The following is a 25888-nucleotide window of genomic DNA, read 5'->3' as shown; positions in this document are numbered from 1 at the left end:
CAGCTGCTGCCAGCCGCCCATCCCGAAACTGCCGACCCTATCGATATCAACAATCACCGGATTACGGCTGAATCGAATACTGAGGGTTACCAGTATCAGTTGGCAACTATGCTAACTAACACTTGACGCTCTTCAATTTTCGCAGAATACTTGGCCACATGGCAACCTCTCGTCTCGTCGAACTGATCGACCGGTACAAGAGCGCACACGGCGTCAATGAGTCCGAGCTGGCCAGGCGGATCGGCGTCACGCGGGAGAACCTGCGCAAATGGCGCACCAATGGCGTTCGCCGGCTGCCGGAGCACGTCAATCTTGTTGCCACAGCCCGCGTCATCGGCCGCCCCTACCGCGAAGTCCTTTCCGCGGCACTGTTCGACACGGGTTACCTCGACGCGGTGTCCCACGAGTCCCGGCCCCACGACGAGGTCCTCGCCGACGCCATCGCCGTACTGACCGAGGCGACCCGACTGACCAACCAGCTCTCACGGCGCACCGACACAGGGCACTGGGAGGCCGATCCGGATCCCCGCGCCGCAGTCCCGATCGACTGGGCTGCCTTCGTCACCCTTGCATTGGCCGGCGCCGCGGCCAATGCCGGAAGCATCGAACAAGCCCTCGCCGGACGACCGGGTTCGTGGGAAGCCGAACGAATCCGCCAGACACTGCAATCCACAGTGTTCGACGACAAAGACTTGCTGCGCCACCGGACCGAAGCCGTGGTCATCGACTTGTGGGTGGAAAGCATTCTGAGCTACCTCGGCGATACCAGCGACGACGACTACAACGACGCCACAATGGAAGTGGACGCCCGCACCAACGACGTCCCCCAGCCCACCGACCTTCCACCGGGACCCTTCTCCCCCGATGACCCCCGCATCGCGGCCGTCAACTGGGTCAACGTGGACGACAACGGCTATCTGGTCGTCAGCTACACCGACTGGACGGGCGACCCCGCCGACGTCGACCTGCTGACCGAGCTCTGGGCAGAGGCCGAAGCCTACCGAGACCCCACCCCCGGTGAAATCGCCTATGAACAAGCAATGCAATCGATTTCGGCTGTGATCGATGCGCTCGAAGAACAGTGGCACCGTGAATACGATGACTACGCCGCACAGCTCACCGAGGCCATCGAAACCCAGCTGGCAGCCTTGGAACTCAAGGTGCCCGTCACCGTCACCATCACCCGCGCCCCCGAGACCTACGGACCGGGGGCGTTCGACGAGCACGCGCCGCCGCCCTATCCCCGCACGGCAATCGAGGCGGCCATCGAAAAGGCGATCGCCGACACCCCGACACCAGCCACACTGCCCGGCACACCGCTCGACCGCCTCGGTTGGGCGCAGACTCGCGGCGAAACGGATCACGGCAGTGAATGATCCAAAAGGGCAGGATAACGGGATGGGCCGCAACCAGGACGAGCTGCAGGGCCGGACTCGAACCGCTCGGGACTACCGTGCCGCAGCGCAGCGTGTCGCTGAGATGAGCGACGACGAACTGCAGATCTGGTACGCCAGGGCTGCCGGACACTACGCCTCGCTCTCGCTGTGGCGTCGTCGAGCACATCAGGGCCACACCGATGCCGAAAAGTTCGCTCAGCGAGACGATGAGGCGGCCGCGGCGGCGGAGTTGTTCCTTGCGATTGAAGACCTCTTGGACCGAGAGCTCTTCGAGAGGCATGGTCTAGGGCCGGATGAGAAGGCTCGGCGAATTTATCTCACCGCCACGGTTTTTCGGTGAGGTACCAGCATGGGATTGGGGTATTGGGTTGTCAGCGTGGACCGTGAGAGTGGTGTTGCGACCACTTCTCCCCTGTTCAGTGATGCCGACGAAGCGTGGCAGCACAGCCTCGATATCGAGGACGCTGCCACCTACACCACCGTGGTTCCGAGACGAGTTCGGCCCAGGAAAATCCAAGGAGAGTGAATCGGGCGTGAGCGCCGATCGGCAGGATGGCGAAAGGTGAGTCAGGTAGCGCCCTTTCGCCTCAGATTGACCCCACGCCAGCGCGAGCTGCTCCGGACCTACCTGTGGGTGCACGCCGATGACACCTACGACGACATCGAGGAGCACCGAGATCAGCCGGTGAAGGAATCCTCGGGTTGGTGGTCGATTCTGGACCGCTTCCCTGAAGCGTCGTGGGAATGTGCGGTGCCGTGGCGGCGTCAACTGGCTCGCGCCTTCGACGATCTCGCCCTGGACCTGGAAGCCGGCCGCCTACCGTACCCGCGTTGTGTGGCCGAGGAGGCTGCGCTGGTGCTGTCCGTAGCGACCGCCCAATCCATGTGGATGGACGGCCAGTACGGAGAGGAAGTGTCGGCGCTGCCCGAGACCGCTGGCGACCGGGACTGGGAGTCGGCCACCGATGCACTCGTCGGGAACCGACACCTGAGCTGGCAGCTCTCCCCCGGTGAGGCGCCCGTCTGGCTAGGCGACATTCCCGATCCAGTGACCTGGTTCGACCTTTTCGACGGGCTGGAACCCCGCCCGCCGCGCCGCGGGTTCCGGCGCTGACACGTCATGTGACAGTCAATCCATGCCCTGCCCACGCTCGGTGCGCCCCGCGTGGGTCCAGAATGATTGATCGGTTGAAACGGCTTGTCATAGAAGAAATTTGGTGAACTCTGTTGCGCCACACGTGTTGCCCATAGGCAACATTGAAAGTAGACTATGGGCAACAGTGATTGCGAAGGAGTCTCCCATGACAACCATCACCTACATCGCCACCGTCGCCCTATTCGGAGGACAACAAGGTGGAGCGCTCGCCACCGACGACAGCGTGGCGCCCACCGCCCGCGTCCGCTTCGTCAATGACCATTACACCTACATCGGAGTCTGCAACATCCGCCACGACAGGCTGCGAGCCGTGACCGGCTACAGCATTGACTTCTGGGAACACGTGGATACTTTGGCCCGCCACGTCCACCACTACATTCAGAAGCTCATCTCCACCGGAGAAATCCAGAGCGTCACCACCTTTCAAGAGTTGCCGCAGGAGGTGGCCGACACGATCAACAACGACCCCGAACTCGTCGATGTCGGCCCTACCGGACGGGTCTACGTGCACCTGCGAGTCACCGACCTCCTGCGTTTCGGCTAAACCAAGTCAACCGCCCTGCCCGCGCCCACCACGGCGCTCAAGGACCTATCTACCGCACGAGCGCCCTGCGAATTGTCGTAACCAACCAGAGAGGATTAGGACATGAACTCATTTTGGGAAGTGCGCTGGGGGGATGTGTTCGCGTACGGAGTGCTACTCCCCCTCGTTCCCGTCGGCATGTTTCTTGTGTGGAAGCTGAGCCGTGCGGTGGTTCAGTCCCAGCAGCGCTGGTCGACCCACCGGCGCGCAACGCGACTGCTGCGCAGTCAGCGGCCCGCAAACGATGATCGCTGGGGATGGTTGGACTGGGAATGGGCCTTCGGCCAAACTGATTCCGCTTACGCGACCCCTTACCGAGCCGCCGCCCGCAGCCTGTCGTCAGGAGCTAACGAAGGACCGCGGCTGTCCCCGAGCGACGCGCGCGCCTGCCTAATCATGCTTGTCCACTGAGGTGACCGGAGCCGGCAGTGCATCCGCGCAGTGCCTGATTGTAAACCTCGGCTAGCGAAATCACTGAATTTATACCAGGTTTCATACCAGCGAAGATCCGCCACACAATCAAGTCTCGTGAGGAGGGCGCCACCTTGGCAGCATCTCAGTCAGCGAAGTTTCGGCGTGATCGGGTCCGTCTGGGACGGTGAGCTGGTCGAGGATGCCCCACAACATGCGGTCGTGCGCGTCGCCACCCGTCCCGGAATCCGACCGGCTGGTGCGGTGCAGGTCGATCGCCAGGGCGAGTTGACGTAGCAACGATCGGTAGTGCTGAGCCCCGGTCCTACTTTCCGCGCGGTTGTGTTCTTTTTGGATCTGGTTGACCTCGGCCAACGCCGACGCGACGTGGCGTATAAAGTTGCCAGTGTTGAGTTTCCAGGAGTCATAGCCCTTCTGGGTCCGAAGAATTTCGAGTCGTCCCCGTCGACCTTCGGAAAACCGCTCATTCTCGAATGCTTCCCGATCGGCCCGGCGGTTTGCCAGTGTGCTCCGCGCGCGCTCGTAGGAGTTGACGAGGACACCGCGTGTTCGATCGATGTTGTCTTCGGCCGTCAGGGCTTTCCACATGGCTTTGTTGCGGTGCCGGTGGTCGAGATTGGCCATGAGTACACGTTCAAACGCGCCGTCGTCCAATGCGCTGACGTCGGCATCGTGATCGCGCTGATTCCGTGCTCCGATATCGGGAGCCTACGACACCCGGAGTGCGGGCGTGCGAGACATCCTGGCGCAGCGCCACTGTGCATCCGTCGTATCGGACGGATAACGAGGCATCCGCACCTCAATGCTGTTTGCAGACGTCGGTCGGGCTGGTGTGACCTGCTCAGGACAGGATTGTCAATCGATGTCGAGCACGAGCACCGAGGCGCTGGTGTTGAGTTCTCTGGCTAGCCGAGCCAGGACGGTCACGGTGCATCCGCGGTGGCCGTTTTCCAGTTGGTTGAGGAAAGTCCGATGGATGCCTGCGCGTTCGGCGAGCGCGCCCTGGCTCAGACCGACCTTTTCTCGCCGGAGCCTGATGTTTGCGCCGATGCGGCCTTGGACTGCTGCTTCGTCAAATTCTTCGCCAGCACTCACGAACGTCCTCTGGTCGGTATCCCAGCATTCTTGTCGCTCATAGTCTACAAGCGCAGTCGGCTCCTGGGACAAATCAGAACAGCGCATCGCCGGTGGCCTCCTGCCACCACTGCTCGAAACCCGAACGCTGCTTGTCCTGGGCGCCGGCCGGTGCCGCCACGTAGAGATGGTCAACCTTGGACAAGTCGGTCGCTCGGTCACGCAGAATGTGCCGCACGATGCCGTCAGCGCCCTGCACCCGTCGCCCTGGCTGGCTCGCGAGCTGGCGTGCCATCTCGTCTCGTGAACCGGTCGCGGCGACGCGCAAGGACCGAGCGGTGATCCCCTTCCCGCCGCTGCGGCCCGGGCGCACCAGCCGCCGCACCTCATACAGCGACCAGTCACACATGTCTAGATGGGCGTCGAAACGTTGCTGCACTTCTCTTAGCCCTGCTGTCGCGACGAGATCGGCGGCGCTGCTGCCCTCGATGAGTGTTTGAGACGGGTTGACGCTTCTCGCCAGGTGCTCGAGCACCAGTGCTTCTACTCCCAGCTCCGGTTCCTGCCTGTACCGTTGCACCGTCGCCGCCCGCCCGTTGGCTGTGCTCATCGCGAAGACGCAGAAACCGCAGCAGGACTTGGGAATCGACTCACCGAAGGTCTCGATGACGAAGTCGGTGCAATCCGCTCGGGTCCAGCCCCAATCCCGCAATGGGTACCACCCGGTCCGCAACTCGGTGTCGAAGAGGCGATCCTTATCGGCCCGGGCCCGTTCGTTGGCCTCGAAGCCAATGACGTGCCGGAATGGCCGGCCCCTGGTGATCCGGGCGATCACCGGGTCCAATAGGTCGCCCTTAGAATGTACTGAGCACAACCTAATGCCCCCGCGCTGCGGAAGTGTTGCTGCCGAGCGCATTTCATCGCCGAGAGTGTAGAGGCCTTCGGCGTAGAGCTGGCGGGGGAATCGAGAGTCGTCGAGCACCACCACGCCATCGCCGACCCGGGTGGTCTTGCGTTGGCTGCGCGCTATCTGGATGAAGCGCACGGAGCTGGATTGGAAAAGCGGCAGCATATGACGAGTCACCGCGCTGATGGTGGCGGCGCTCTCGTGGCCGGTCATCGCGGTGAGGACAACCATGTCTTCGAGTGCGAAGTCGCGGCTGGATGGGTCGGTCAGCCACCGCGCGAGCAAGGCTGAACTGTCGAGTCCCATGCCGAACGAGACGCACACCGTCGGCGTCCGCTCATCCTCGACCAGGCCCGACAGGCGTGGTGTGAATTCGACTGCGGTGCTGCCCATTCCGGCCGCCTCCCTCTTGCTGCTGTTGCCTATAGGCTACGCTGAATGTAGCCTATAGGCAACAGGTCCGGCGCCGGGAAGGGAGATCCAAACACCATGACCACTAATGCCCGAAATCCACATGGACGCTATGCAAGTGGTTACTCGCGAATCCGCGCCGCGCTGTTCAGGCTCTCCAGCACCCATCGCGCCCCCAAGGGTGATGCGTGATGGCCAGGCCGGCATTGACCGAGGACCAGCGGTGGCTTCTGCGCTCGATCGGCGGATGGGCGATGCGCGACTGCATGCTCGGGCCCGAAGGTGTCGCGGACTTGATGTCACGCTGCTCCAGCAGCACCGGTAGCCGCATCGACGGAGGGCCGGACTGGTTAGCGAACGGCTACACCTGCGGCAGGGGAAAAATCGTGTGCCCGTGGTGGACCACCGATATCGGCAGGCCGCCAGTCAAATCAGTGACAATCACCACCGCGCAGCTCAACCGGTACGCCCGCAGCCTGCCCCAGGACATCACCGACGAACTCCGCGCAGTACGCCGCACATTCAACGCTGAAAACATCCGACGCGACTGGTGCCGCTGCGGCCGGGAGGACGAATGCCACAGACGCAACGAAGGCGACCCGCTCTACGGCGCCAGGTATCACCCGACCGACGAGGAAGTCGACACTCACTACCGCGAGCTGCGCCGGATCCAGGCCTGGCAGGATCGCGTACTCGATCGCGCACTGGGATTCCACACGGTCGAGGACGACCTGGACGGCCCGGAAGATGAACGCGCCGGCCATTGCGCTACATCGCTGGATGAGTTCAGCATTGGCCAGCACGTCAAGGTGGTCCTCGGCCCAGGGTCTGTGAAATCCGGTGTGGTCGCAGACATCACCCCCAACCATGTGAAGGTGCAATTCAGCGACGGCGCCTCGGGGCTCTACCGTCCCTACGAGGTAATGCCCGGACTGCTGCCGGTCGGCCAACTCGAACTCTTCACGGTCACCTCATGACCCTTCCCTTGTTCGACCTCCCCGGGCGGGGCGAGCACGGCAAACGTGTCGAGCAGACCGTGTGGGGCGTGCGTTGGCTTCGAGACTCTCCTGCGCTTACATCCAAGCGCGGGCAGATCACCGAAGCTCCCAATGAGAGCCAGGCCCGTCAGTGGGCCACCCATCCCGAAGCGCAGTACTGGGGCTTCCCGGCCGGGTACGTGTAAGTCGTGTCCCGCACCATCGTGACCTACACCAGCTCGTGGGGACCACCGGACTGAGGATCGAGAGCCCCTGACGGGCGCTGTGCGACAACATGACTCGCGCGAAGTGAAGTAAATGAAGGGCTAACCAACTGTTGCCTATAGGCAACAGTAAGTGTAGACTATAGACAACACCAAGAAACGCCCCCACCTTCGCACCACTCCCCCGTGAGGTAATCGCATGAACATCGTGGACGCTCCCGCTCTCACCGCTGACCAGTTCGCCGACATCCGTACCGCCCTGGAAGCAGAACACTCCGACTGGCGACCCAGCGGCCAGCCGACCGGGCTCACCTACACCGACATCTTCTGCGGCTTCGGCGGTTCGAGCATCGGCCTGGAAAACGCGGGCTTGCAGCTGGCAATGGGAGCCAACCACTGGGACCTGGCGATCGCCACCCACGCCCTGAATTTCCCCAACGCCGACCACGTCATCGCCGACGTCTCCAACTACGACATGCGCCGCATGCCCAAGACCGACATCTTGTGGGCATCGCCCATCTGCACCGAACTCTCACCGGCCGGCGGCACGGCAGCGCCCCGCACTCAGATGTCGCTGTTCCTCGAAGACGAGGGACACGTCCCCTCGGCCGGCCGCGACCGCACCCGCGCCACCTTCTGGGATGTCGTGCGGGCCACCGAAGTGCATCGCTACGACATGGTTTTCGTCGAGAACGTGGTCGAGGCAGCCCGCTGGGAACTGTTCGACGTCTGGCTGACCGCCATGGACACCCTCGGCTACACCCACCAGTTCGTGTCCGTCTCCTCAGCCCACATCGGTGACGACACCAACCCGTTCGCCCCGCAATGGCGTGACCGCATGTACTTTCTGTTCGCCCGTAAAGGCGTGCCGATGGACGAGATTCGGCCCCGACCGCTGGCCTGGTGCCCCCTGTGCGAAACCGTCAAACCCGCCGTCCAATCGTGGAAGCGCCCAGACCGGCGCCGCATCGGCAAGTACCGCCAGCAGTACGTGTACCGGTGCCCAAACGCTTCCTGCCGCCACAGCATCGTCGAACCGTTCGTACTCCCTGCGGCCGCCGCCATCGACTGGAGCAACCTGGGCGAGCGGATCGGTGATCGTCGCAAAGCGCTGGCCGCCTCCACGATGCGACGCATCCGGGCCGGAATCGAGATGTTTGCCGAACCGACCATCGTCGCGACCAACCATGGCGCGGACGGGGACTCGCGGTCCTACCCGGTATCTGCTGCACCCATGCCGACTCGCTCGACCAAGATCGGCGACGGGATGGCCGTACCCCCGATGCTGGTGCCCGCTGGCGGAACCTGGAACGACACCGCCACTACCACCGATGTCCCGATGCGGGCCCGTACCACTCGCGACACCGAGGGCCTGTTCACCCCGGAGCCGTGGATCACGGTGCTACGCAACCACGCCGACGCGACCAGCATTGCCGACCCGCTGGCCACGGTCACCACAGGCTCCGGAGGTGGCGGTCACCAGGCCCTGACCGTCCCGCCCAACGCCACCTGCCCGCAGCGGCCGCCGATCAGCCTGGTCGTCCCGTTCCGAAAAGGCGACGCCAAGACCACCCGCGAACCCCTGCACACCGTGGCCACCCGCGACTCGGCCGGACTGGTCTCCGGAGCGACGATCGACGTGGCAGATTGCCGATTCCGGATGCTGACCCCCCGAGAACATGCTCGGGCCCAACGTTTTCCGGACGCTTACCGGGCGATGGGAAACAAGTCCGAGCAAACCATGGGCTTCGGCAACGCCGTCAGCAGCAACGTCTCCCAATGGCTCGGTGGCCACGCGATACGCCTCCTGGCCTGATCTTTCCCGGAGGTGGGGAGACCACCCGTCCCCCACCTCCGGCGAACGGCCACCACCAACCCAGTCTCTGCCCGACTACACCGAAAGGCCCATCATGCCCACCACCGACCACTCGATCACCCGACCCGCCATCGACTTACTCGGCGACTGGTTCCCGCTGCGCGACGAGCTGTGCGACCTGCGCAGCCAGGATCACCTCAGCACTGCCCAGGAGGAGAAGGTGCGCGACTTGCTCACCGAGCTCGTCGACATCGCCGATGACATAGTCGGCCACCTGGTGCCCGACTACGCCACCCGCTGCCAAATCACTGGCCGGCCACCATGCTGAGCCACGCGCGGCCATCGCGCCGCCGATCCCGCACCGGAAACGACGCCGCGCCCACCGACAGCCGCGGTCACGACGCGATCCTCGACGAGATCTACTACCGTTTCGGCATCGCACTGGAGTTGGTCGACGCCAGCGGCCGCTACATGCACTTCCAATCCCGGCTGGAGACCGGCGACTGGCTCTGGATCAGCGACTACGCCGCCAACATCACTCCCCTGGCCCAACGACTCGCCCTTGAAGCCGACCACGTCCACGTTGGCTGGCACGTCGCGATCTATCCGACCGACACCCGCACCGCGGCCGCCGATCCCTTCGTGTGGCTCGCCAGCGTCACCCACGAAACCGCCACCGCCGGCCAACTGCCAGACCTCGTCGCCACCGCACTGCGCTCCCTCCCCCGTCACGAACAGCACCACACCGACGCAGTCGGCCGACACCGGATCAGCGTCGGCATCGACCGCTGGAACTGACCACCTCGCGTTACCTCCACCTCGGGCGCAGACCAGTCGTAATGGCGTCTTGTATTCGGAAACTCACCCTTGAGTGATCCGGCGTGGTTCCACGGATGGCTTTAAATGGAAGATTGCTATATCGCAACTATCCCAGCGCCTACGGACGGTGGAGCTCGACTCTTGAGGACCCGTAGCGAGACCGTTTATGGGGCGATCAACACCGCAGCCAGTTCGCGTCGAATGTGAGGCTGAGCAGTTGCAGAGCATAGTAATTGCATGGAGGTGAAGGAGCTACTTGCCTTCCGCGATAATCGTTGCGAAAGACGGTGCATTCACCTAGTGGCTGTTTATAGAATTGGCGTGAAGTGACATATAGTAATTTGCTGCAGCTATTGCGTAAATGCTTTGTACATATTAATATAGGGGAATACAGGGAATGCCTTTTCTATTCGCTTCACGAGGAGTTAGAAATGACCATCACCGTCTACACCAAGCCCGCCTGCGTGCAGTGCAACGCCACTTACAAGGCACTGGAAAAGCAGGGCATCGAATTCGAGAAGGTCGACATCACCCTCGACGGCGATGCCCGCGACTACGTGATGAGCCTGGGCTACCTGCAGGCGCCCGTCGTGGTGGCCGGCGACGAGCACTGGTCAGGCTTCCGCCCTGACCGGATCAAGACCCTCGTCAATTCTGCGGTATTGGCAGCTGACGCCACAGCGGTGTCCGCATGACCACCGGCACGACAGACCCTTGGTCGTCGGCCCCTCGCTCGACCGAGGACCACAACGAGGCGCCACCGGACATGGAGATGTTCATCGACTACGCGGCCGCCACGAACACTTACGCCGGACCGTTCTGCGCCTGCGGCGACTACTCCTGCCCCGCCAACGACCACCCGAGTGCGCGCTGTGTTAACTCCGAAGACCCGTCCGGCTACATCGGTCGGTACCCCGAATCCTGGACCGACGAAGACATCGATGCCTACGAGGCCCAGGAACTCCTGGATTCCCTCATCAGCGAGGCCCACTACGAAGCGCACGACGACACGCTGCGAGCCGTCGAACGCATCAACACACTTGGCGCCGAGCACGGTGCCAACTCATCGCATGCCACCCACAGTCACCCACGCCACCCGCTCACCTGCCTGGGGTGAACCGTTCACCGCTCGACGAGACCGAAGGAGTTACGACGATGCACCGCCTGACCATTGAGCGCACGGACCGTGCCACTACCATCAGCGAGCACCCCGACGGTGCCGACGCCAAGTGCACTCTTGAGCGCTACGTCGAGCACGTCAACTGCCGAACCGAGACGATCCAGGTGCACTCGGACTTCAGCAGCTGGCAGCTGGTCACCCTCGACGACAGCCGCGTTCACGCGACCGCCACGATCGAACATTTCGACGCTGCCGCCGCACCTCACGGCGATGACTCAGCTGCACTCAAAGTCGTACGTGATAGTGCGCTCGCTGTCGACACCGGCATCGCCGTCGTCGACAAATACGAGCGAGCTGCCGTGCAACGGCAATGGGACAAACTCACCGGAGCCGCACGGCACTTCCACCACGCCAGCTGACCGCACCACCACCAGCCGGGACGGACTCGCCATGCACCAGCTCACGATCGCCGCTCAAACCGGCGCCACCACAACGACACATCACGACTACGACGACGCCAGCCATGCGCTGCTCGCACATGCCAAACGCAGCGACACCTATCTGCGGCCCCTCGCCTCTCCCAAGCCTGCGGCTCCCGTCCAACGCGCCTGCTTCGAACTCCTCAGTCTCGATGGCACGCGCGGCCGGCCGAACATCGCCGCCACCGCGTTCATCGAACCTCTCGTTGTGACGCGTTCTGGCACCGCTGTCACGCCCTATTACGCTGCCGCAGCCGCGTTGCACTGGATTTCAGATCACCACCACGCCACAGCGGCAACTATTGACGAAAACCGGTGCAGCCACCCCGCCCTCGACGCCGCTGGCGGGGTAGTCCAATCACCGTTGATGGCCCGAGCGCTGTGGTGCGAGGCCGCCGTACTCGCCGAGCTGCCAGAGGTGCCGGCGCTTCCTGCAAGTGTGCTCTGCGACCTGCGCCACACGTTCGTTTCGCGCGGATACCGTCCTGCGTCGGCAGCAGCCTTGGCCGCGACCGTTCAGGGCCAGCTCGATGCGGCCGCTACTTCAGAACAAGCTGCCGTTGCCACGTGGTGGGCGGCCTTGGTCGGCGCCAGCGCCGCCGCCCGCTGACCTTCGTCGAACACTTTGTGGCTCGGGCATTCCCATTCCCGCCTGTCACTTCACCGCCGCCGCATCTCCGGGACTGGTCACCGAATGTCCTGCTGCTCATCGGAGCGGCCCGGCTGTTGGTTGATAACTGTCTGGACGTTGTAATGCTCGTCGTTGAACTGGGCCAGCTTCCACGTGGACCACTTCGGGTCTGATGGGTCCAGTTCCAACGGCACGTAGCCGTGCAGCCACCCGTCAACGATGAACTCTTGTCGGATCCACTCGTCGAGGTCGACCCCGCCCCTCTGAACCCCGTCAACGACGAACGCCGCGCGATCGAGCTCCTCAGCTGTGACTCCGTTGCTTTCGGCGGCGGAGCGCACACTCGAGTAGTACTCGTCATCAAAGCCAGGCGTCATCAAGGCCACCGCCAGTTGAAGGACGTAGGGCCTGTTGTATCCGGTCATCGTTGCACCTTCTGTGATCGATTATTTGGTCTTCTAGAACAGTCGCGGTTGGCTGCCCAGCAGCGCCGTTTCCACTGCCGCGCTATCCCATCCGTGACGTACCGCTTCGCGCAGCGCCACCGATCGGGCGCGGCGAGCTTCGCGTCCGCAATCCCGGCGTGCGATCACCGGCCGGCCACCTCCACGGCGCGCCCGGCCCATCCGCAACATGTTGTCCTGCTGGGTGCCCGCAACGACATGCTGGGCGTCGGCCCCCGGCGCACACACCTTGACACAGATCGGGTTGTCGCATTCATGCAAGGCGAGCACATCGGCAGCCAGCGGCGTCCCCGCCGCCAGAGCCAGGGCGTAACGATTCGGCCGCACACAGAAGCCGTGTCCTTCACGGGTCACGAAAAACCGCCCATATCCATCGGCACCGATACCGCCTGTCCAGATCGCGCAGTCGCGCTCATCGGGTCCGCAGACAACGTAACTGCGGAAGCGTGCGCACTCGGCCGGGTGCACGCTCGCGTCCACCCACAGCGACCGACCCAGCGTCGGCCACGAGTGGCCACCGCCAGCGATGCCGGCCACCGTCTCACTGCCCATCAGACAGGTCTGCCGCTGGCTCAGATTGCGGCAAACCTAGTGCGCCCGAGCCGACCTCGGCTGGCCGTACCTGTGGGCCTTGTTCATCGGCCCCATCCGCCCCGCCACCGTCACCTAGTGGTTGCGGCCCCGAAGTTACCGCGCCAGCGCTGCGCTCCTGCAGCTGCTTGACCAGTTTGAGATAGCTTCTGACTTTCTTCTCCGGCACGTCACCCAGGCTGGCGATGTCTCGGATCGTTTCCCCACGTTCCTGCATCCGCGCCAGCGCTTTGGCTCCCGCGATGCGCTGTTCATGGCGACGCTGCTCGGCGTCGCCATGAACCTGGGCGCGCCGCTCGCGCTCCCACTCGTCGACCGCTTCGAGCTTCTGCTCTGCCAACAGGAACGCCACCATGTCCTCGCGATTGGCTGCCTCGCGTTGAATTCGCTCCTGCTGTGCGCGAGTCTGCGCCTCCCGCACCTTGCGGCGCACGTCGCTCTTCGACTCGATCTTCTCGCTCATGGCCGGACCGTACGACGCAGCGGCCGGCAATTTCTAACGCTCAAGCCACATTTGTCCCCAACCCATTTTTCTCATGTCCTGTCCCTTTTGAGTACAACGACCCTCACCTGCACCGTCGTTGCCGCACCCCACGCACCCGCCAATGCCCCCATCACGCCACCAGCCACCCCACCGACGCCGACCTACCAGCCACCCATCAAAAGCCACACACCTCTTGCACTGAGGATCACGATTCGGTAACGAAGCGTGGTTGGCCGTTAGAATTGACGCGCGTCAAGTTTCTACCGTGCGCGTTATGACCGCCACCCTGCACAAGTTGACCGCCGGTGATGGCTACACCTATCTGATCCGCCAGGTCGCCGCCCACGACGCCACCGAGCGCGGCCGCGACACCCTCTCGGAGTACTACAGCTCCAAAGGTGAATCCCCCGGCCGCTGGGTGGGTTCGGGCTTGGAGGCCTTGTCGCACAGCCAGGCCAGTGGGGTGCCTTCGCACATCGACAATGAGGTCTGGACCGTCGCGGCTGGCTCCGAGGTCACCGAGGACCAGATGATGGCGCTGTTCGGAGAAGGATTGCACCCCAACGCCAATGCGATCACCAACAACTACCTGAAAGTGGGCGCCCCCGCACACGTGGCGATGCGCGCTGCCCGCCTGGGTAAGCCGTTCACCATTCGCAGCGGCGAAACCGAATTCCAGCAGGCGCTGGCGGTGGCCTACCGCGAGCACAACGCCGCGGCCGGCAAGGTGTGGAACGCGCCGATCGACGACGACGTGCGTGCCCGCATCCGCACCGCGGTGGCGCGGCAGAAATTCCTCGACGAGTACGGACGCGAAGTCTCCGATGATCGTGAACTGTCGGGTTTTATCGCGCGCAACACTCGCCAGCGCACCACCGCTGTCGCTGGCTACGACGTCACCTTCTCCCCGGTGAAATCGGTGTCCACGCTGTGGGCGGTGGCGCCGATGGAAGTGGCGCGCGAGATTGAGCTGTGTCATGACGCCGCGGTCGCTGATGCGTTGGCGTTTCTGGAGGAATCCGCCGCGTTCACCCGTACCGGTGCACGCGGTATCGCCCAGGTCGACACGACCGGCTTGATCGGTACCGCTTTCACGCACCGCGATTCACGCGCGGGGGATCCGGATCTGCATACGCACGTGGCGATTTCGAACAAGGTCGCCCATATCGACGCGAACGGTATTCAGCGTTGGTTGGCGCTTGACGGCCAACCTCTGCACCGCGTGTTGGTGAGTACTTCAGAGCTGTACAACACTCGACTCGAGGCGCATTTGGAGGAGCGCCTCGGGCTTCGATTTCGCTGAGGTCACACCCCCCGGCCGTAACAAGCGCCCGATCCGCGAAGTTGTCGGTGTCAGCACCGAATTGATGGCGCGCTGGTCTTCGCGGCGCAAGGCCATCGAATCGCGCACCGCCGAGCTGGCCAAGCAGTTCCAAATCGATCACGGCCGTGAGCCCACCAACGTCGAATCCATCGCGCTGGCTCAGCAGGCGACCCTGGAATCCCGTGAAGCCAAACATGAGCCGCGCTCGCTGGCCGAGCAACGCCACACCTGGCTCACCGAAGCCCTGGAGATCCTGGGCAGCCAACGGGCATTGAGCCAGATGATCGGCGCAACACTGTCGGCCACCCGCAGCCATCGCCGTGACGCACCCACCCCGCAGTGGATCGCCGAGCACGCCGCCAAAGCCATCGCGACCGTCTCCGAATCGCGCGCCACCTGGCAGCGCCACCACGTGCTGGCCGAAGCACAACGCATCGTGCGCGCGACCGGCCATGCCGGCGCGGCTGATCTGGCCGAAAAGATCACGGCCGCCGCATTGGATGAACCCGTTTCGCTGCCGCTGGCTCGCGTCAACGATGGTGAGCGAGGGGAACCGACCGCGTTGCGCCGCCGCGACGGATCGAGCATCTACACCCGCAACGGCACCGACCTTTACACGAGTGCCGACATCGTGGCCGCGGAGCGACGCATCCTGCATACCGCGAGCCTGTGCACCGGTCGTGTCGTGGGCACCGACGACGTCGAACTGGCGCTGGCCGACGCGGCTGCGCGTGGGAAGAAACTCAACCCCGGGCAGGTGGCTCTGGTCACCGAAATGGCCACCAGCGGACGTCGGGTCGCACTCGCTCTGGCACCCGCCGGCGCGGGCAAAACCACTGCCATGGCTGCACTGTCGCAAGCCTGGCGCAGCAGTGGCGGCAACGTGGTCGGCTTGGCGCCGACTGCGGCGGCCGCCATCGAACTGGGCCACGATCTGGCCGCGGCCACCGACACCCTCGACAAGTACATCAACCTCATCGATAACCCGTCCAACTCGATTGTGCCGCAGTGGTTTGACGACATCGATGGATCGACGCTGCTTATCATCGACGAGGCCGGAAAAGCGGGAACGCTGCAACTGGATACCGTCATCGCCCACGCGATCGCCAAAGGGGCCAGCGTGCGGCTGGTCGGCGACGACGGGCAGATCGCCTCGATCTCGGCCGGCGGTGTGCTGCGCGACCTGGCCCACAAATTCGGCGCTCTCACCCTCTCGCAACTGGTGCGCTTCGTCGCCCCCGCCGAAGGCGCAGCCTCGTTGGCCCTACGCGCTGGGGACCCCTCCGGAATCGGCTTCTACATCGATGAGCACCGTGTGCACGTCGGCGCCGAACACACCTCGGCAGAGATGGCGTTCGATGCCTGGTTGGCCGACACCCGCGCCGGCCGCGACAGCCTGCTGCTCGCCCCGACCAACCCCATCGTCGACGACCTCAATGCCCGCGCCCGAACCGCCCGAATCTCAGCGGCTTTCGCCGAAAACCCGCGCTACCGCATCGGCCGCGAAACCATCCTGTCCGATCAACTCGCCGCCTCGGTCGGCGACATCATCCGCACCCGCGAAAACGCCCGCTGGCTGCCCTTGAGCGCCACCGACTATGTCCGCAACGGGTACCGATACGAAATCCTGGAAGTCCGTCCTGACGGGGCGCTGCGGGTGCGGCATCTGGGCACTGACCGCACCCTGACCTTGCCTAGCGACTACGTCAGCGAAAACGTCACGCTGGGTTACGCCACCACGATCGATTCCGCTCAAGGTCTCACCGCCGGACACAGCTGCCACGTCGTCGGTGCCGAACACCTCACCCGCCAACTGCTCTACGTCGCGCTCACCCGCGGGCGGGTGGAAAACCACGTCTACCTGTCCACCGCCGAAGCCGACCCGCACCGCATCCTGGCACCCAAAGCCACCCATCCCGATACCGCGGTGGATGTGCTCACCAAGATCCTCGCGCGCGACGGTGCCCAGATCTCGGCCACCACCGCCGAGCGGGTGGCCGCCGACCCGTTCGCACGCCTGGCCCCGGTCACCGAGATGTATCAGGACGCTGTCGGCACCGCCGCCGAGATCTATGCCGGCGCCGAGGTCATGGCCCTGATCGACACCCACGCCGACACCATCTACGCCGGTCTGACCGATGAATCCGCCTGGCCCACTCTGCGCAAACATCTGGCGATCATCGCTGCCAACGGTCAGGATCCGATCGCACGTCTGGAGGCTGCCGCCGCCCATCGCGAACTCGACTCGGCCAATGACGTCGCGGCAGTGCTGGACTGGCGCCTAGACACCACCAGCAACCACAGCGCCGGCATCGGCCCGCTGCCCTGGCTGCCCGCCATCCCACAAGCTCTGCTCGGTTTGCCCGAGTGGGCCGACTATCTGCCCGCCCGTGCCGAACTCACCACCGAGCTCGCCCACCAGATCACCACCACCGTGCGCGGCTGGACTCCGGCCACCGCACCGTTGTGGGCACGCCCTCTGCTGCACGCTGACCGTGACCTGCTCTGCGACATCGCGGTATTCCGGGCCGCATTCCGCGTCCCTGAGCAAGACACCCGACTGCTTGGCGTCGACCAACCGGCCAACCAGCCTCGCCGCATTCAACGGTCCCTGCAACAGAGCGCCAACGAGGTACTCACCGCGCGAGTCCCCGCAGTTCGCGAATTCGGCGAACTGATCGACTCCATCGATCCACGCCTGCGCGACGACAGCTTCTGGCCGCAACTGGCCGATCACCTGGCCGCCGCGGCACCGAGCCGTCCCGACCTGCCCGAACTGGTGCGCCAAGCCGCTGCGCTTCGCCCACTGCCCGACGAACTACCCGCAGCGGCCCTGTGGTGGCGCCTATCCGGCCAACTCAGCCACACCGCCACCCTCGACACCCCCGACAGCCACCTGCGCCCGGCATGGACCGGCGACCTCAACCGCATCTTCGGCACCGCCGTCACCGAGACCGTCACCACCGACCCGGCCTGGCCGGCCCTGGTGGCCGCGGTCGCCGCCGCCGACCCGGCCTGGCAACCCCACCAACTGCTCGAGGTGGCCGCCGAAGCGCTCGCCGACGCCGCCGACCATGGTCAAACCATCACGCCCGATCGCTACGCCCGCCTGATCGCCCACACCATCGACATGCTCACCCACGGCGATCCGACCACTCACACCCATCACGACGCGCCCATCCCCGAGCACGCGCCCCTGTCGGTGGAGGAGGAAGAAGAACTTCTCCACCACGACCCCGATCACCTCGGTAACACCGTCACCGACGACCAACTCGGCCACACGCCCCCTGACCTCACGCTCGATGCTGATTACCTTCCCGTCGACGAGCCGCCACACGACGATGAGCCCGAACCGCCCAGCGCCGCTGAAGAACTCGGCACACTCGAATTCGACGACCTGGCCACCCGCCGGGTACCGCCCCCGCCGCTTCCAGCCGCGCTCCTCGACATCGCCGCGCTGCGTACCGAACTGTTCAACGAACTAGCCATCTACGAGCAGCTCGTCAAAGACGCCGAAACACTCGACGGACCGCACCTTCGCGCGGCAATGCCCGAGATCATTGCCATGCGCGAAGCTGCCGACGCCGACCTGCCCTACTTCCATGCCGTCCAAGAGGTCATCGACCAATGGGCCGACGCTGACATCGCTTACGAGCAGGCCCGCGCCCAAGTGCAGTGGGCACAGGCACAACTTGACCTCCTTCGGGCACAGCCCGACGCTGACCCCCTCGACATCGCCTCAGCCCGAGCCGACCTCGACGTGCGGCGCATGACCCTGCCGCCGATATCTCCCGCAGAACGTTTCTTCCCCGCCCTTACCGCCGCCAACCAAGCACGCGCCGCGGCGGTCGGCGGCGCCGACAACATCATCACCCACGCCGACGCCGACAAAGTGATCGCCGAAGCCTCCGCCGCCGACCGTAAAGCAGAACGAGACGCCCGTCACCGCTGCCACGAACTGCGCCGCGACCTCGACCGCGCCGAACTCGCCGCCGCCGCTGCCTACGCCGCCGCCGACACCCCGCCCATCGACCACGTGCTCAATCAACACGCCGCCCTGGAAGCCGAACTGGCGATCCTGCACGCTGCAGGCACCGCGCACCAAGCCCTACCACTGACCGTCGTTCCCACCCACCAAACTCCCGAGACTGCAAGCCTTCTCAACGTCGCCCAACTGCCGTTCACCATCAGCGTCGTCTCGACGCAACCGTCGAGCGAGCTCGCCGACGCGCTGAACGACTGGCGGACCGCGGCCGAGGAGGCAGGCCGCCGCATCTACACCTGCACCGAGGACCCTGCACAGACCTCCCCAGCCACCACCACGGTCGCAGACCTGCACCAACAACAGCTCGACGGACGTTGGCAACCCGAAAGCGGCGACATCCTCATTGTCGACAACGCGGCCGCCGCCGACCCCGCCCAGCTCGCGTCCCTCGCCACCCACGCCGCCGACAACCAGGCCCGCATCGTGCTGCTGGACACCCACGCCCCAAGCTGGCCACCGCAACCGTCGGCCGCACTGCTTCACCTGCTGCGTACCGACCTCCCATGGACAACCACCGCAGGCCACGGCGCACCCGCTGGCACCCTCAGCCCCGCGTCACCACAGGCACCCGACCTACAACCCGTGCTCGACCAAGCCGCACGACTGCATCCTGATATCCGCCCACCGTCGATCACCGAGGCACTCCGGACCCGAGACACCCTGCGCCGAAGCCACAAACGTGCCCACGACGCACACCTGGCACGCACCTGGGCACGGGCACAACACCGTGCCGCCACCCCAGCAACCGATCTCGCACACGAGATCGGTTGACCGACACAGCCGTGTCATGTGTAGGGCGTCGTGATGATGGGCGGTCTTGGTAGTGCACATGTAGCCGAACTAGTGAGGTGGGCCCGCCGAGAGTCGGCGCCGAGGTCAGGGCGTGGCGAGAAAAACCGGCGGAGTCTCGTCGGTGTACAGCACGATCTGGATCCGGTCCTGCACGCTCGCTCGCTCAGTTCCGTTCAGATTTCCCGTGGCACCGGTGAAGAAGGTGTTGAGGACTTCTTCCCGAGTGGCCGGCTTCGCAGCTGGGCTCCACCAGTAAATGATGAGTTCGCTCAGTGGACTCCTGTCGTCGGGCTTGTGATTGAGCGCGTCGTAGACGCGGCGCCACCACCAGCCGTCCGATTCGCCAAGAGAGCACCCGAAAATGATGAACAGTCGAGTGTCGGGAAATAGGTGGCCGTACTCGATACGGTTCATGGCCCAGTACGGCTTCATGAGTTCCCGGTGGGGGTCTGTGCCCTGGTTGAAGCTGTCGGGCGCGTCGATCCCGAACAAAAGCGACCGTGGAATTGCCTGCTGTCCGTGAGGATGGATGACCTCGCTGCGGACGTAACTGGACCAACCGGTTTCGTGGTTCCCGGATCCATCAGGATGGCCCGTTGGGTTGGGCCAAAACATGAAGTTCCGGTCGGCATAGATGTGTGCTTGCGGCCGGAACTGCTTGGCGTCGCGATAGGCGTAGTCATCGAGGAGAGGCGTGTAGTTGAAGTTCACGAACACGAAGTTGAAGAGGTCGTAGTGGTGGGTCTCTCCGGGGAAGGCGAAGGACTCGAAGGTCGAGGACATTTCGGCTACGTCTCCGACGAATTTCGCCATTGAGTTCACGGCCAAAGAGCCATCTGCGGAGTCCTTCCCGACCCGGGCGAGTAGGTCAGGTGGCGCGACGAGTTCCAGGTATTCCGAGAACGCCGCCTGGATGGCGAGCGTTGACTCGTAGACGGTTTTGGCCTGCTGCACGCCGCCGTTACGTCTGATGAGTCGCCCGATGGCTGTTTCGATATCGCTCCAGTTTTCCTCGCCGTTCTCCTTAGCGGCATCCATCTGCTGGACCACGAGATTTGAGGAGTCGAAGTCGCGAGAGGCGAGGTAGTGATAGAAGGCTGGATAGCGGGGAGAGAACCGGGATTTGTAGCGCCGTGTGACTTGAATATCGAAGCCGTTGCCCGCCAGTACCATGATGTTGTGCTGGCGCCTCAGGGCCTTGTACTCGGCAGTCGTGAACTCGCGATACCCCACGCCTGACCCCGCCCATCTCTCCCGTTCGAGCCCGTCGGCGTTCGTTGCGCGCCAGCTTTCCCGGGGATTTTAAGGCCTCGCGGCGTGAGCTTTCAGCCAGTTCGACACCCAGCGCCGCTCGGCCCGGTTCCACTTACCTCGCCATGTCGCACCGCTGCGCCGCTACCCGAATTCCCCACTCCAAACAGCACCAGAGGCACCGAGGCACCCCCCCTGGCGTCCTGGCGCTGGCATCGACGCCTCGAGCGCGAGCTCGTCGACCCTCCGTGCTCTAAAACGGGTCATATTGACCGGCACCGCTTCCGATTTGTTGGTTTAGCATGCCTAGCCGGCTCAGGATCTCGTACCGATCCTGCGAAACCCTTTTCGGCCAGCCGTAACATGCTGCGACGGCCGCGTCGAGTTGGGCACGCAGGTCTACCAGGTCAGCATAGGCGCCGTCGTCGACCCTGTTGTACAGCTCGGTCAGACCGATCCCCTCGGTGCGCGAGATCTCTTGACGCCGTGCGATCAGCGCCGCAGCAGCCTGGGCTACCGATTGCCGCTCGGCCGGCGGGGGCGATGGCCAGGGGAAGGTTTCGAACGCCGTCGATGGGGTGAACCGCAGGTCGTCCTTCATCGTTGACGATTCTTCCCACACCCATGCATCGAAAGCAGTCGATGCGAGAATGCCCATCGAATAGTCGTCATCGAAGGCGAAAACCCCTACGAGATTGCTCGGGCACCAGTCTTTTTCAGCCCAGGTAAAGAGGAGGCGCTTCCCGGTCAGCGTTGAAACGAGGTACCGCGTTTTCGGTGCGATCGCGCGGCGCATCTCGGCGCGCGGCCGCCAGAATTTCCACCAGATCTTGCGCAACTCAGGGATGTCGTCGCGCTCGGGCTTCACCTTCCTGCGCAGCACCGACAGAGATTCCGGGTACTTCATGGCTTGTTCAAGGGGCATGGTGCCGAAGTCGATGATCCAGCGACTGGGTCGCGCCTCCACGACCTCGGCGATGTCGTCGCTGGTGATGTAGCGACGACAGACGTCCTGCTCTCCAGCGGAGATCAGGGCTGCCGCGGTGTCCTCGTCCACGATGAAGCCCTCCCCCGTGGGCTGGCATCCAATGAACGATTTATTCCGGTTGGCGGGCAGCTTGAAGGGCTCGGGCAACAGTGGACCGACCTTCAGCTTCGAATTGATCGCATCGACCTCGCCACCGTTGAGGTGGAAAGCGGTGACCGGCTCTGCGGGATTCTTGATCCAATTGGTGAGTGAGACAAACACTTTGGCCTCGCCGGGCCAACGCTGCGTGGATACCGCATCGGTGATGACGCCACCGTTGTCGACGATGTAGCGCAGAGAGGCCAGACGGTGCTTGTTCTCCCGCAGCGTGTTCGTCGAGACCAACCCGGCCCGCTGACCGTCAGCGAGGTGATCGTGAGCCCGGCGAAACCAATAGGCGCTGTAGTCAACGACCCCGACAGCAGGAAACCCCTTCTTCAACCTCGTCAGATACGCCTCGCCAAGCTCGCCGCGGATCTTGCGGTCACCTACAAACGGAGGATTGCCGACGATGCAGTCCGTCTCGGGCCACGGAGAAAACACGGCGTCGCCAATGGAAATGCCGGCCAGGTTGACCAGCGGCAGCGGCGGTTCAGCGTCGCCATACTGGTCCATCATTTGACGGTGCCCCATCCACAGGGTCACACGCGCGATGAGCACAGCCGCGGGTTCAATCTCGATGCCGTAGAAGTTCGTCAGCGGCACGTACGGGTAGGGCTCGGCCGGGAGCGGCAGCCCGGTTTCAGCGGCCAAGTCATGGATGCGCTGCTTGCACGCATGTTCGAGCCTGCGCAGCTCGCGATAGGCGACGTAGAGGAAGTTTCCGCAGCCGCACGCCGGATCGAGGACGCGAAACGCGCACAAATCCGTGAGGACCTCGCGTGCTTGCACCGGTGTCGTTGCAGCGTCGATGCGCGCCTGCCAGGGGCGAATGATAGTGGGGTCGACGATCTTCATGATGTCGATTTCGTGGGTATAGTGCGCCCCCAACTTGCCGCCGATGATCCGTTCCATCAGCGAACCGAAGATGGTCGGTTCGACCTTGCTCCAGTTGTAGGTGGTGGCTGCGTACAGTGCGGCCAACTCGTCCTCAGTGAGCTCGACATAGGCAGGGTCAGCGAACAGCTGTCCATTGACGTACCGGGTGCCAGCCAGAATCCCTTTGCGGTGCTGGCTGCCCTTCTGGTTGAGCACCTTGAACAAGAAGCCGAGAGTTTGGGCTGACTCTTCGGCCCGGCCGCGCAGCTTGTCGACAGTGTGCTGGAAGGGCGCACCGGTGAGCAGGCCGAGCTCTTCGGCGAACATGGTCCAGACCGACTGCATGATGAAACGCTGGATTTCATCGGCCGGCGCCGCAGCGCGGTCGATCAACGAGAGATACACCTCACCGACTTTGTCGGCGGCTTGGGTGGTGAGTTCCTTGTGAAGTTGCGCGAAATTTGGGCGTTGATCAGTGCCGGCGAGGAACATGAGGGCCTCGTAGCGCGAAGGCAATTCCTCGAGGGTGAACGTGGCCCGCGCCGACTTAGGGAACCGCCCGGGCTCCCATATTTCGAACTCGTGGAAGTTGCACAACACGACCCACTGCGCTGCGGGGATGTCCGCCGTGTCGTCGGCTGACTCCTCCCAGTACCGCTTGACCTGCTCGCGTGCCTCGCTGACCGCCACGTGCGGGGCCTTCATCTCGACAATGCAGGTGCCGGGCCAGTGCAGATCCATGAATCCAGCTGATGACTTGAAGGCCTCGAACTGGGCGCCCACCTCCAGCCGATCCGAACCATAGGCGTCGAAGAGTTGGTTGAGGAAGGTCTGGGCTTCGCTCTTCTCGCTGCCCTGGTAGGAGTTCCACTTCTTGTGGAACTTGGTTAGGGCTTTTTGGATCTCTTCGCCGCTGCGCACACAGAGAACTTAGAACACGCCCCGGGCTTACTTGCTCGCTCGGTGAGGATCAGACGAGCCGCAGTTCGTCGCCCCCGAAGTAGGCGTCCTTTTGCAAGCGGTCTCGCGTTCGTCTGAGGTCCTTGAGCGCTTCGCCCAATGCCAGCACCGCGTTGTGTTCCTCAGCGCTGTCGCCTAGACGCTGTCTGGCTTTCTGGACTCGCGCGATGGTGTGTTCCAGGTTGGTCAGAACAGCGGAGACCTCGGACATTGCGAGCTCATGCGCAGCCTGGGCTGCAGAACGCGGGTCGTGTCCGGGGGTGCCCATATACCTCTTACCTGTCGCGTCGATCGGACTGATGCTCATAGCGTAGCGATCTTCGCGGCTCCCAGATGCGGGGCCACGCGGCGAAACGCCCTCCGACATCCGCCGCGAAACTGGCTGCTCACAAAGTAGCCGCGGGCGTTAGCGAGAAACACCCGCAACACCCAAAGATCGGGATATGACTGAGAACCGCGTCTCTGAACACCGCATCTACACGCCCTACTGCGGTTTGCAGTACGACGAGACGACCAACCAGCCATTCATGGCGGAAAGCGCCCCTCACCTGCTTATATCAGCTCCAACGCGAACGGGAAAGACTCGCAGGATCCTGTCGCCGGCAGCTGTCATACATCCCGGCCCCTACGTCGGGGTGTCCAGCAAGCCTGACCTCGCTCAACTAGTCATGTCCAGGCGCTACATGGGACCCGTCGGAGTGATCGACCTGAGACCAACCAAAGCCGTGGTCTGGCCGGCCAACGTGCGCCAACTCGTCACCGACCCCACCCGATCCATCGACACCGGCGACGACGCACTCACCGTCGCCGAAACCATGCTGGCCACCTCCGGCGTCGGATTCGGCGGAGCTGCCAGCGGCCAGACCGTCGCCGCAGGCGGACTCTGGGAAACCAGCGCGGCCGCGCCTTTGGCCTGCCTGCTCTACGCCGCCAGCCCAAAGGGCAACAACCTCGGAATGCCCTGGGTCCTACGCGCGGTAGCCAGCCGAGGAGACGACGAGGAGTCCGAAACCCACGTCGGCGAGGTCGAATATCCGTCCTGGACAAACGCGTTCGCGCTATGCCCCTACAGCGACCTGCGGGAACCGCTCATGGAACTGGTCGCGATGGACTCCAGGTTGCGCGACAGCGTCACCATCACCATGAAGAAGGCCATCACACCGTGGGTTCGGCTCGGCCTGGCCAACAACCGCGACACCAGCGCAACCGGGCCGCAACTCGTCGAACACATGAGCATCGACTCGTTCGACATGTCCATGCTCGAGGATCCCAACGCCAGCCTGTTCGTCATCGCACCCAACTCCGGAACCGTGGCCGGCGCCGCTGTCGCCTTGATCGACTCGATCATCCAGCACTTCCGCAAGAAGTCCGACACCGATCAGCTCACCCACCGACTCCTGCTCGAACTCGACGAAGTGTGCAACTCCTGCCCGCTGCCGTCGCTGCTCAACTACGTCGGAGAATCAGCAGGTCTAGGTGTGAACATCATGGCGACGGTGCAGGCGTCAGAGCACTTCGAGGTCGTGTTCGGAGCCTCAACCGCCCAAGCATTGCGCAAGATGTTCCCCGGCACCCTGATCATGTACGGCTCGCACGAAAAGTACATCCTCGAAGAGGGATCCGACTGGCTGGGACTAGCCACGCGCCGCACCGAAGCCTACGAACCCCACGGGGGCAGCCGTGGGCAATCATCGGTATTCGGACCCCAAATCGACTGGCAAGACTTCCTCCCCCAAAACCGCGAGGAAGCCCACATTCTCGCTCGCGGTGGTCCAGGAACGCGTGTCCACATTCCCGACTGGACCGACTTCCTCACCATCTGGGACCGCGTTGTCCAACAACGCGCTTCACGCGCAGTGCGACGAAAGACGAAGCCTTGATCGACGCACCAAATGCGCCAATTGCAGGAGGGCGTTAGATGAGATGGGTTGTCTCGGATCGCTTCG

Annotated in this window: 25 protein-coding genes; 16 read left to right on the top strand and 9 right to left on the bottom strand. The window is 63.8% G+C overall.

Annotated elements, in window-relative coordinates; translation table 11 throughout:
• The first annotated feature begins 158 nt into the window (after window positions 1-158).
• The 4 genes from AB0876_RS33390 (at window position 159) to AB0876_RS33375 (ending at window position 3097) form a co-directional block, all read left to right on the top strand.
• Window positions 159-1376: a helix-turn-helix domain-containing protein gene (locus tag AB0876_RS33390; protein ID WP_526044170.1), complete on the top strand. Its 1218-nt coding sequence runs from the start codon at window positions 159-161 to the stop codon at window positions 1374-1376.
• Window positions 1369-1737 (top strand): hypothetical protein, encoded by a 369-nt coding sequence (locus tag AB0876_RS33385; RefSeq protein ID WP_526044169.1) that lies wholly within the window; start codon window positions 1369-1371, stop codon window positions 1735-1737. The genes AB0876_RS33390 and AB0876_RS33385 overlap by 8 nt, the downstream gene beginning before the upstream one ends.
• Before the next feature lie 252 nt (window positions 1738-1989).
• On the top strand, window positions 1990-2511 hold the full coding sequence (locus tag AB0876_RS33380; RefSeq protein WP_526044168.1) for a hypothetical protein: 522 nt from the start codon (window positions 1990-1992) through the stop codon (window positions 2509-2511).
• Between the two features lie 187 nt (window positions 2512-2698).
• Window positions 2699-3097, top strand: a complete 399-nt coding sequence (locus tag AB0876_RS33375; RefSeq protein ID WP_526044167.1) for a hypothetical protein — start codon at window positions 2699-2701, stop codon at window positions 3095-3097.
• A 558-nt stretch (window positions 3098-3655) separates the two neighbouring features.
• Here AB0876_RS33375 and AB0876_RS33370 read toward each other — a convergent pair.
• The 3 genes from AB0876_RS33370 to AB0876_RS33360 all read right to left on the bottom strand — a co-directional run bounded on the left by AB0876_RS33370 (window position 3656) and on the right by AB0876_RS33360 (window position 5942).
• The gene (locus AB0876_RS33370) at window positions 3656-4192 is read right to left on the bottom strand and encodes a hypothetical protein (RefSeq protein WP_526044166.1); all 537 of its coding nucleotides are present in this window, start codon (window positions 4190-4192) and stop codon (window positions 3656-3658) included.
• A 231-nt stretch (window positions 4193-4423) separates the two neighbouring features.
• Window positions 4424-4663, bottom strand: coding sequence for a helix-turn-helix domain-containing protein (locus AB0876_RS33365; protein WP_307870146.1), 240 nt, complete (start codon window positions 4661-4663; stop codon window positions 4424-4426).
• A 73-nt stretch (window positions 4664-4736) separates the two neighbouring features.
• Window positions 4737-5942 (bottom strand): hypothetical protein, encoded by a 1206-nt coding sequence (locus tag AB0876_RS33360; protein ID WP_526044165.1) that lies wholly within the window; start codon window positions 5940-5942, stop codon window positions 4737-4739.
• Between the two features lie 209 nt (window positions 5943-6151).
• On the opposite strand from AB0876_RS33360, the gene AB0876_RS33355 reads away from it, so the two are divergent.
• The 9 genes from AB0876_RS33355 to AB0876_RS33315 all read left to right on the top strand — a co-directional run bounded on the left by AB0876_RS33355 (window position 6152) and on the right by AB0876_RS33315 (window position 12005).
• Window positions 6152-6937, top strand: a complete 786-nt coding sequence (locus tag AB0876_RS33355; RefSeq protein ID WP_526044164.1) for a hypothetical protein — start codon at window positions 6152-6154, stop codon at window positions 6935-6937.
• Window positions 6934-7143 carry a hypothetical protein gene (locus tag AB0876_RS33350; RefSeq protein WP_526044163.1) on the top strand — a complete coding sequence of 70 codons (210 nt, stop codon included), beginning with the start codon at window positions 6934-6936 and terminating at the stop codon, window positions 7141-7143. The genes AB0876_RS33355 and AB0876_RS33350 overlap by 4 nt, the downstream gene beginning before the upstream one ends.
• 217 nt (window positions 7144-7360) lie before the next feature.
• On the top strand, window positions 7361-8977 hold the full coding sequence (locus AB0876_RS33345) for a DNA cytosine methyltransferase (RefSeq protein ID WP_526044162.1): 1617 nt from the start codon (window positions 7361-7363) through the stop codon (window positions 8975-8977).
• A 94-nt stretch (window positions 8978-9071) separates the two neighbouring features.
• On the top strand, window positions 9072-9305 hold the full coding sequence (locus tag AB0876_RS33340) for a hypothetical protein (protein ID WP_526044161.1): 234 nt from the start codon (window positions 9072-9074) through the stop codon (window positions 9303-9305).
• Window positions 9299-9775 carry a hypothetical protein gene (locus AB0876_RS33335; protein ID WP_526044160.1) on the top strand — a complete coding sequence of 159 codons (477 nt, stop codon included), beginning with the start codon at window positions 9299-9301 and terminating at the stop codon, window positions 9773-9775. Before AB0876_RS33340 ends, AB0876_RS33335 begins: the two co-directional genes overlap by 7 nt.
• 452 nt (window positions 9776-10227) lie before the next feature.
• Window positions 10228-10491, top strand: coding sequence for a redoxin NrdH (locus tag AB0876_RS33330; protein WP_526044159.1), 264 nt, complete (start codon window positions 10228-10230; stop codon window positions 10489-10491).
• On the top strand, window positions 10488-10913 hold the full coding sequence (locus AB0876_RS33325) for a hypothetical protein (protein ID WP_526044158.1): 426 nt from the start codon (window positions 10488-10490) through the stop codon (window positions 10911-10913). Before AB0876_RS33330 ends, AB0876_RS33325 begins: the two co-directional genes overlap by 4 nt.
• Entirely contained in the window at window positions 10910-11335 is a 426-nt protein-coding gene (locus tag AB0876_RS33320; RefSeq protein ID WP_526044157.1) for a hypothetical protein, read from the top strand. The genes AB0876_RS33325 and AB0876_RS33320 overlap by 4 nt, the downstream gene beginning before the upstream one ends.
• Before the next feature lie 31 nt (window positions 11336-11366).
• Window positions 11367-12005, top strand: a complete 639-nt coding sequence (locus AB0876_RS33315) for a hypothetical protein (protein WP_526044156.1) — start codon at window positions 11367-11369, stop codon at window positions 12003-12005.
• Between the two features lie 77 nt (window positions 12006-12082).
• On the opposite strand, the gene AB0876_RS33310 is transcribed toward AB0876_RS33315, so the two are convergent.
• From AB0876_RS33310 to AB0876_RS33300, 3 genes are read right to left on the bottom strand one after another with little or no spacing between them, the layout of a single operon-like run.
• Window positions 12083-12451 (bottom strand): hypothetical protein, encoded by a 369-nt coding sequence (locus tag AB0876_RS33310; protein WP_448499649.1) that lies wholly within the window; start codon window positions 12449-12451, stop codon window positions 12083-12085.
• 33 nt (window positions 12452-12484) lie between these two features.
• Window positions 12485-13042, bottom strand: coding sequence for a hypothetical protein (locus AB0876_RS33305; protein WP_526044155.1), 558 nt, complete (start codon window positions 13040-13042; stop codon window positions 12485-12487).
• Entirely contained in the window at window positions 13032-13544 is a 513-nt protein-coding gene (locus tag AB0876_RS33300) for a hypothetical protein (RefSeq protein WP_526044154.1), read from the bottom strand. The genes AB0876_RS33305 and AB0876_RS33300 overlap by 11 nt, the downstream gene beginning before the upstream one ends.
• 295 nt (window positions 13545-13839) lie before the next feature.
• Between AB0876_RS33300 and mobF the strand changes: the two genes are divergently transcribed.
• On the top strand, window positions 13840-14868 hold the full coding sequence (mobF, locus tag AB0876_RS33295; protein ID WP_526044153.1) for a MobF family relaxase: 1029 nt from the start codon (window positions 13840-13842) through the stop codon (window positions 14866-14868).
• Entirely contained in the window at window positions 14834-19705 is a 4872-nt protein-coding gene (locus AB0876_RS33290) for an AAA family ATPase (protein ID WP_526044173.1), read from the top strand. The genes mobF and AB0876_RS33290 overlap by 35 nt, the downstream gene beginning before the upstream one ends.
• 105 nt (window positions 19706-19810) lie before the next feature.
• Here AB0876_RS33290 and AB0876_RS33285 read toward each other — a convergent pair whose 3' ends face one another.
• The 3 genes from AB0876_RS33285 to AB0876_RS33275 form a co-directional block, all read right to left on the bottom strand.
• Window positions 19811-20959 (bottom strand): AbiH family protein, encoded by a 1149-nt coding sequence (locus tag AB0876_RS33285; RefSeq protein ID WP_526044152.1) that lies wholly within the window; start codon window positions 20957-20959, stop codon window positions 19811-19813.
• 271 nt (window positions 20960-21230) lie between these two features.
• Window positions 21231-23903: a class I SAM-dependent DNA methyltransferase gene (locus tag AB0876_RS33280; RefSeq protein ID WP_526044151.1), complete on the bottom strand. Its 2673-nt coding sequence runs from the start codon at window positions 23901-23903 to the stop codon at window positions 21231-21233.
• A gap of 49 nt (window positions 23904-23952) precedes the next feature.
• Window positions 23953-24249, bottom strand: coding sequence for a hypothetical protein (locus AB0876_RS33275; protein ID WP_448499660.1), 297 nt, complete (start codon window positions 24247-24249; stop codon window positions 23953-23955).
• A gap of 136 nt (window positions 24250-24385) precedes the next feature.
• Between AB0876_RS33275 and AB0876_RS33270 the strand changes: the two genes are divergently transcribed.
• Window positions 24386-25822 carry a type IV secretory system conjugative DNA transfer family protein gene (locus tag AB0876_RS33270; protein WP_437125904.1) on the top strand — a complete coding sequence of 479 codons (1437 nt, stop codon included), beginning with the start codon at window positions 24386-24388 and terminating at the stop codon, window positions 25820-25822.
• Window positions 25823-25888 lie beyond the last annotated feature (66 nt).

The sequence above is a fragment of the Mycobacterium sp. NPDC049093 genome (genome assembly GCF_040704635.1).
Taxonomy (GTDB): Bacteria; Actinomycetota; Actinomycetes; order Mycobacteriales; family Mycobacteriaceae; genus Mycobacterium.
Note: the sequence above shows the minus strand (reverse complement) of the source record. Positions and strands in the feature narration are given on the sequence as shown.

What these genes read in the sequence shown, in the direction of transcription:
- AB0876_RS33375 (WP_526044167.1), top strand. Translation starts at nt 2,699, where the DNA reads ATGACAACCATCACCTACATCGCCACCGTCGCCCTATTCGGAGGACAA.
- AB0876_RS33390 (WP_526044170.1), top strand. Translation starts at nt 159, where the DNA reads ATGGCAACCTCTCGTCTCGTCGAACTGATCGACCGGTACAAGAGCGCA.
- AB0876_RS33315 (WP_526044156.1), top strand. Translation starts at nt 11,367, where the DNA reads ATGCACCAGCTCACGATCGCCGCTCAAACCGGCGCCACCACAACGACA.
- AB0876_RS33305 (WP_526044155.1), bottom strand. Translation starts at nt 13,042, where the DNA reads ATGGGCAGTGAGACGGTGGCCGGCATCGCTGGCGGTGGCCACTCGTGG.
- AB0876_RS33310 (WP_448499649.1), bottom strand. Translation starts at nt 12,451, where the DNA reads ATGACCGGATACAACAGGCCCTACGTCCTTCAACTGGCGGTGGCCTTG.
- AB0876_RS33325 (WP_526044158.1), top strand. Translation starts at nt 10,488, where the DNA reads ATGACCACCGGCACGACAGACCCTTGGTCGTCGGCCCCTCGCTCGACC.
- mobF (WP_526044153.1), top strand. Translation starts at nt 13,840, where the DNA reads ATGACCGCCACCCTGCACAAGTTGACCGCCGGTGATGGCTACACCTAT.
- AB0876_RS33370 (WP_526044166.1), bottom strand. Translation starts at nt 4,192, where the DNA reads ATGGCCAATCTCGACCACCGGCACCGCAACAAAGCCATGTGGAAAGCC.
- AB0876_RS33300 (WP_526044154.1), bottom strand. Translation starts at nt 13,544, where the DNA reads ATGAGCGAGAAGATCGAGTCGAAGAGCGACGTGCGCCGCAAGGTGCGG.
- AB0876_RS33330 (WP_526044159.1), top strand. Translation starts at nt 10,228, where the DNA reads ATGACCATCACCGTCTACACCAAGCCCGCCTGCGTGCAGTGCAACGCC.
- AB0876_RS33360 (WP_526044165.1), bottom strand. Translation starts at nt 5,942, where the DNA reads ATGGGCAGCACCGCAGTCGAATTCACACCACGCCTGTCGGGCCTGGTC.
- AB0876_RS33340 (WP_526044161.1), top strand. Translation starts at nt 9,072, where the DNA reads ATGCCCACCACCGACCACTCGATCACCCGACCCGCCATCGACTTACTC.
- AB0876_RS33275 (WP_448499660.1), bottom strand. Translation starts at nt 24,249, where the DNA reads ATGAGCATCAGTCCGATCGACGCGACAGGTAAGAGGTATATGGGCACC.
- AB0876_RS33345 (WP_526044162.1), top strand. Translation starts at nt 7,361, where the DNA reads ATGAACATCGTGGACGCTCCCGCTCTCACCGCTGACCAGTTCGCCGAC.
- AB0876_RS33270 (WP_437125904.1), top strand. Translation starts at nt 24,386, where the DNA reads ATGACTGAGAACCGCGTCTCTGAACACCGCATCTACACGCCCTACTGC.
- AB0876_RS33335 (WP_526044160.1), top strand. Translation starts at nt 9,299, where the DNA reads ATGCTGAGCCACGCGCGGCCATCGCGCCGCCGATCCCGCACCGGAAAC.
- AB0876_RS33355 (WP_526044164.1), top strand. Translation starts at nt 6,152, where the DNA reads ATGGCCAGGCCGGCATTGACCGAGGACCAGCGGTGGCTTCTGCGCTCG.
- AB0876_RS33350 (WP_526044163.1), top strand. Translation starts at nt 6,934, where the DNA reads ATGACCCTTCCCTTGTTCGACCTCCCCGGGCGGGGCGAGCACGGCAAA.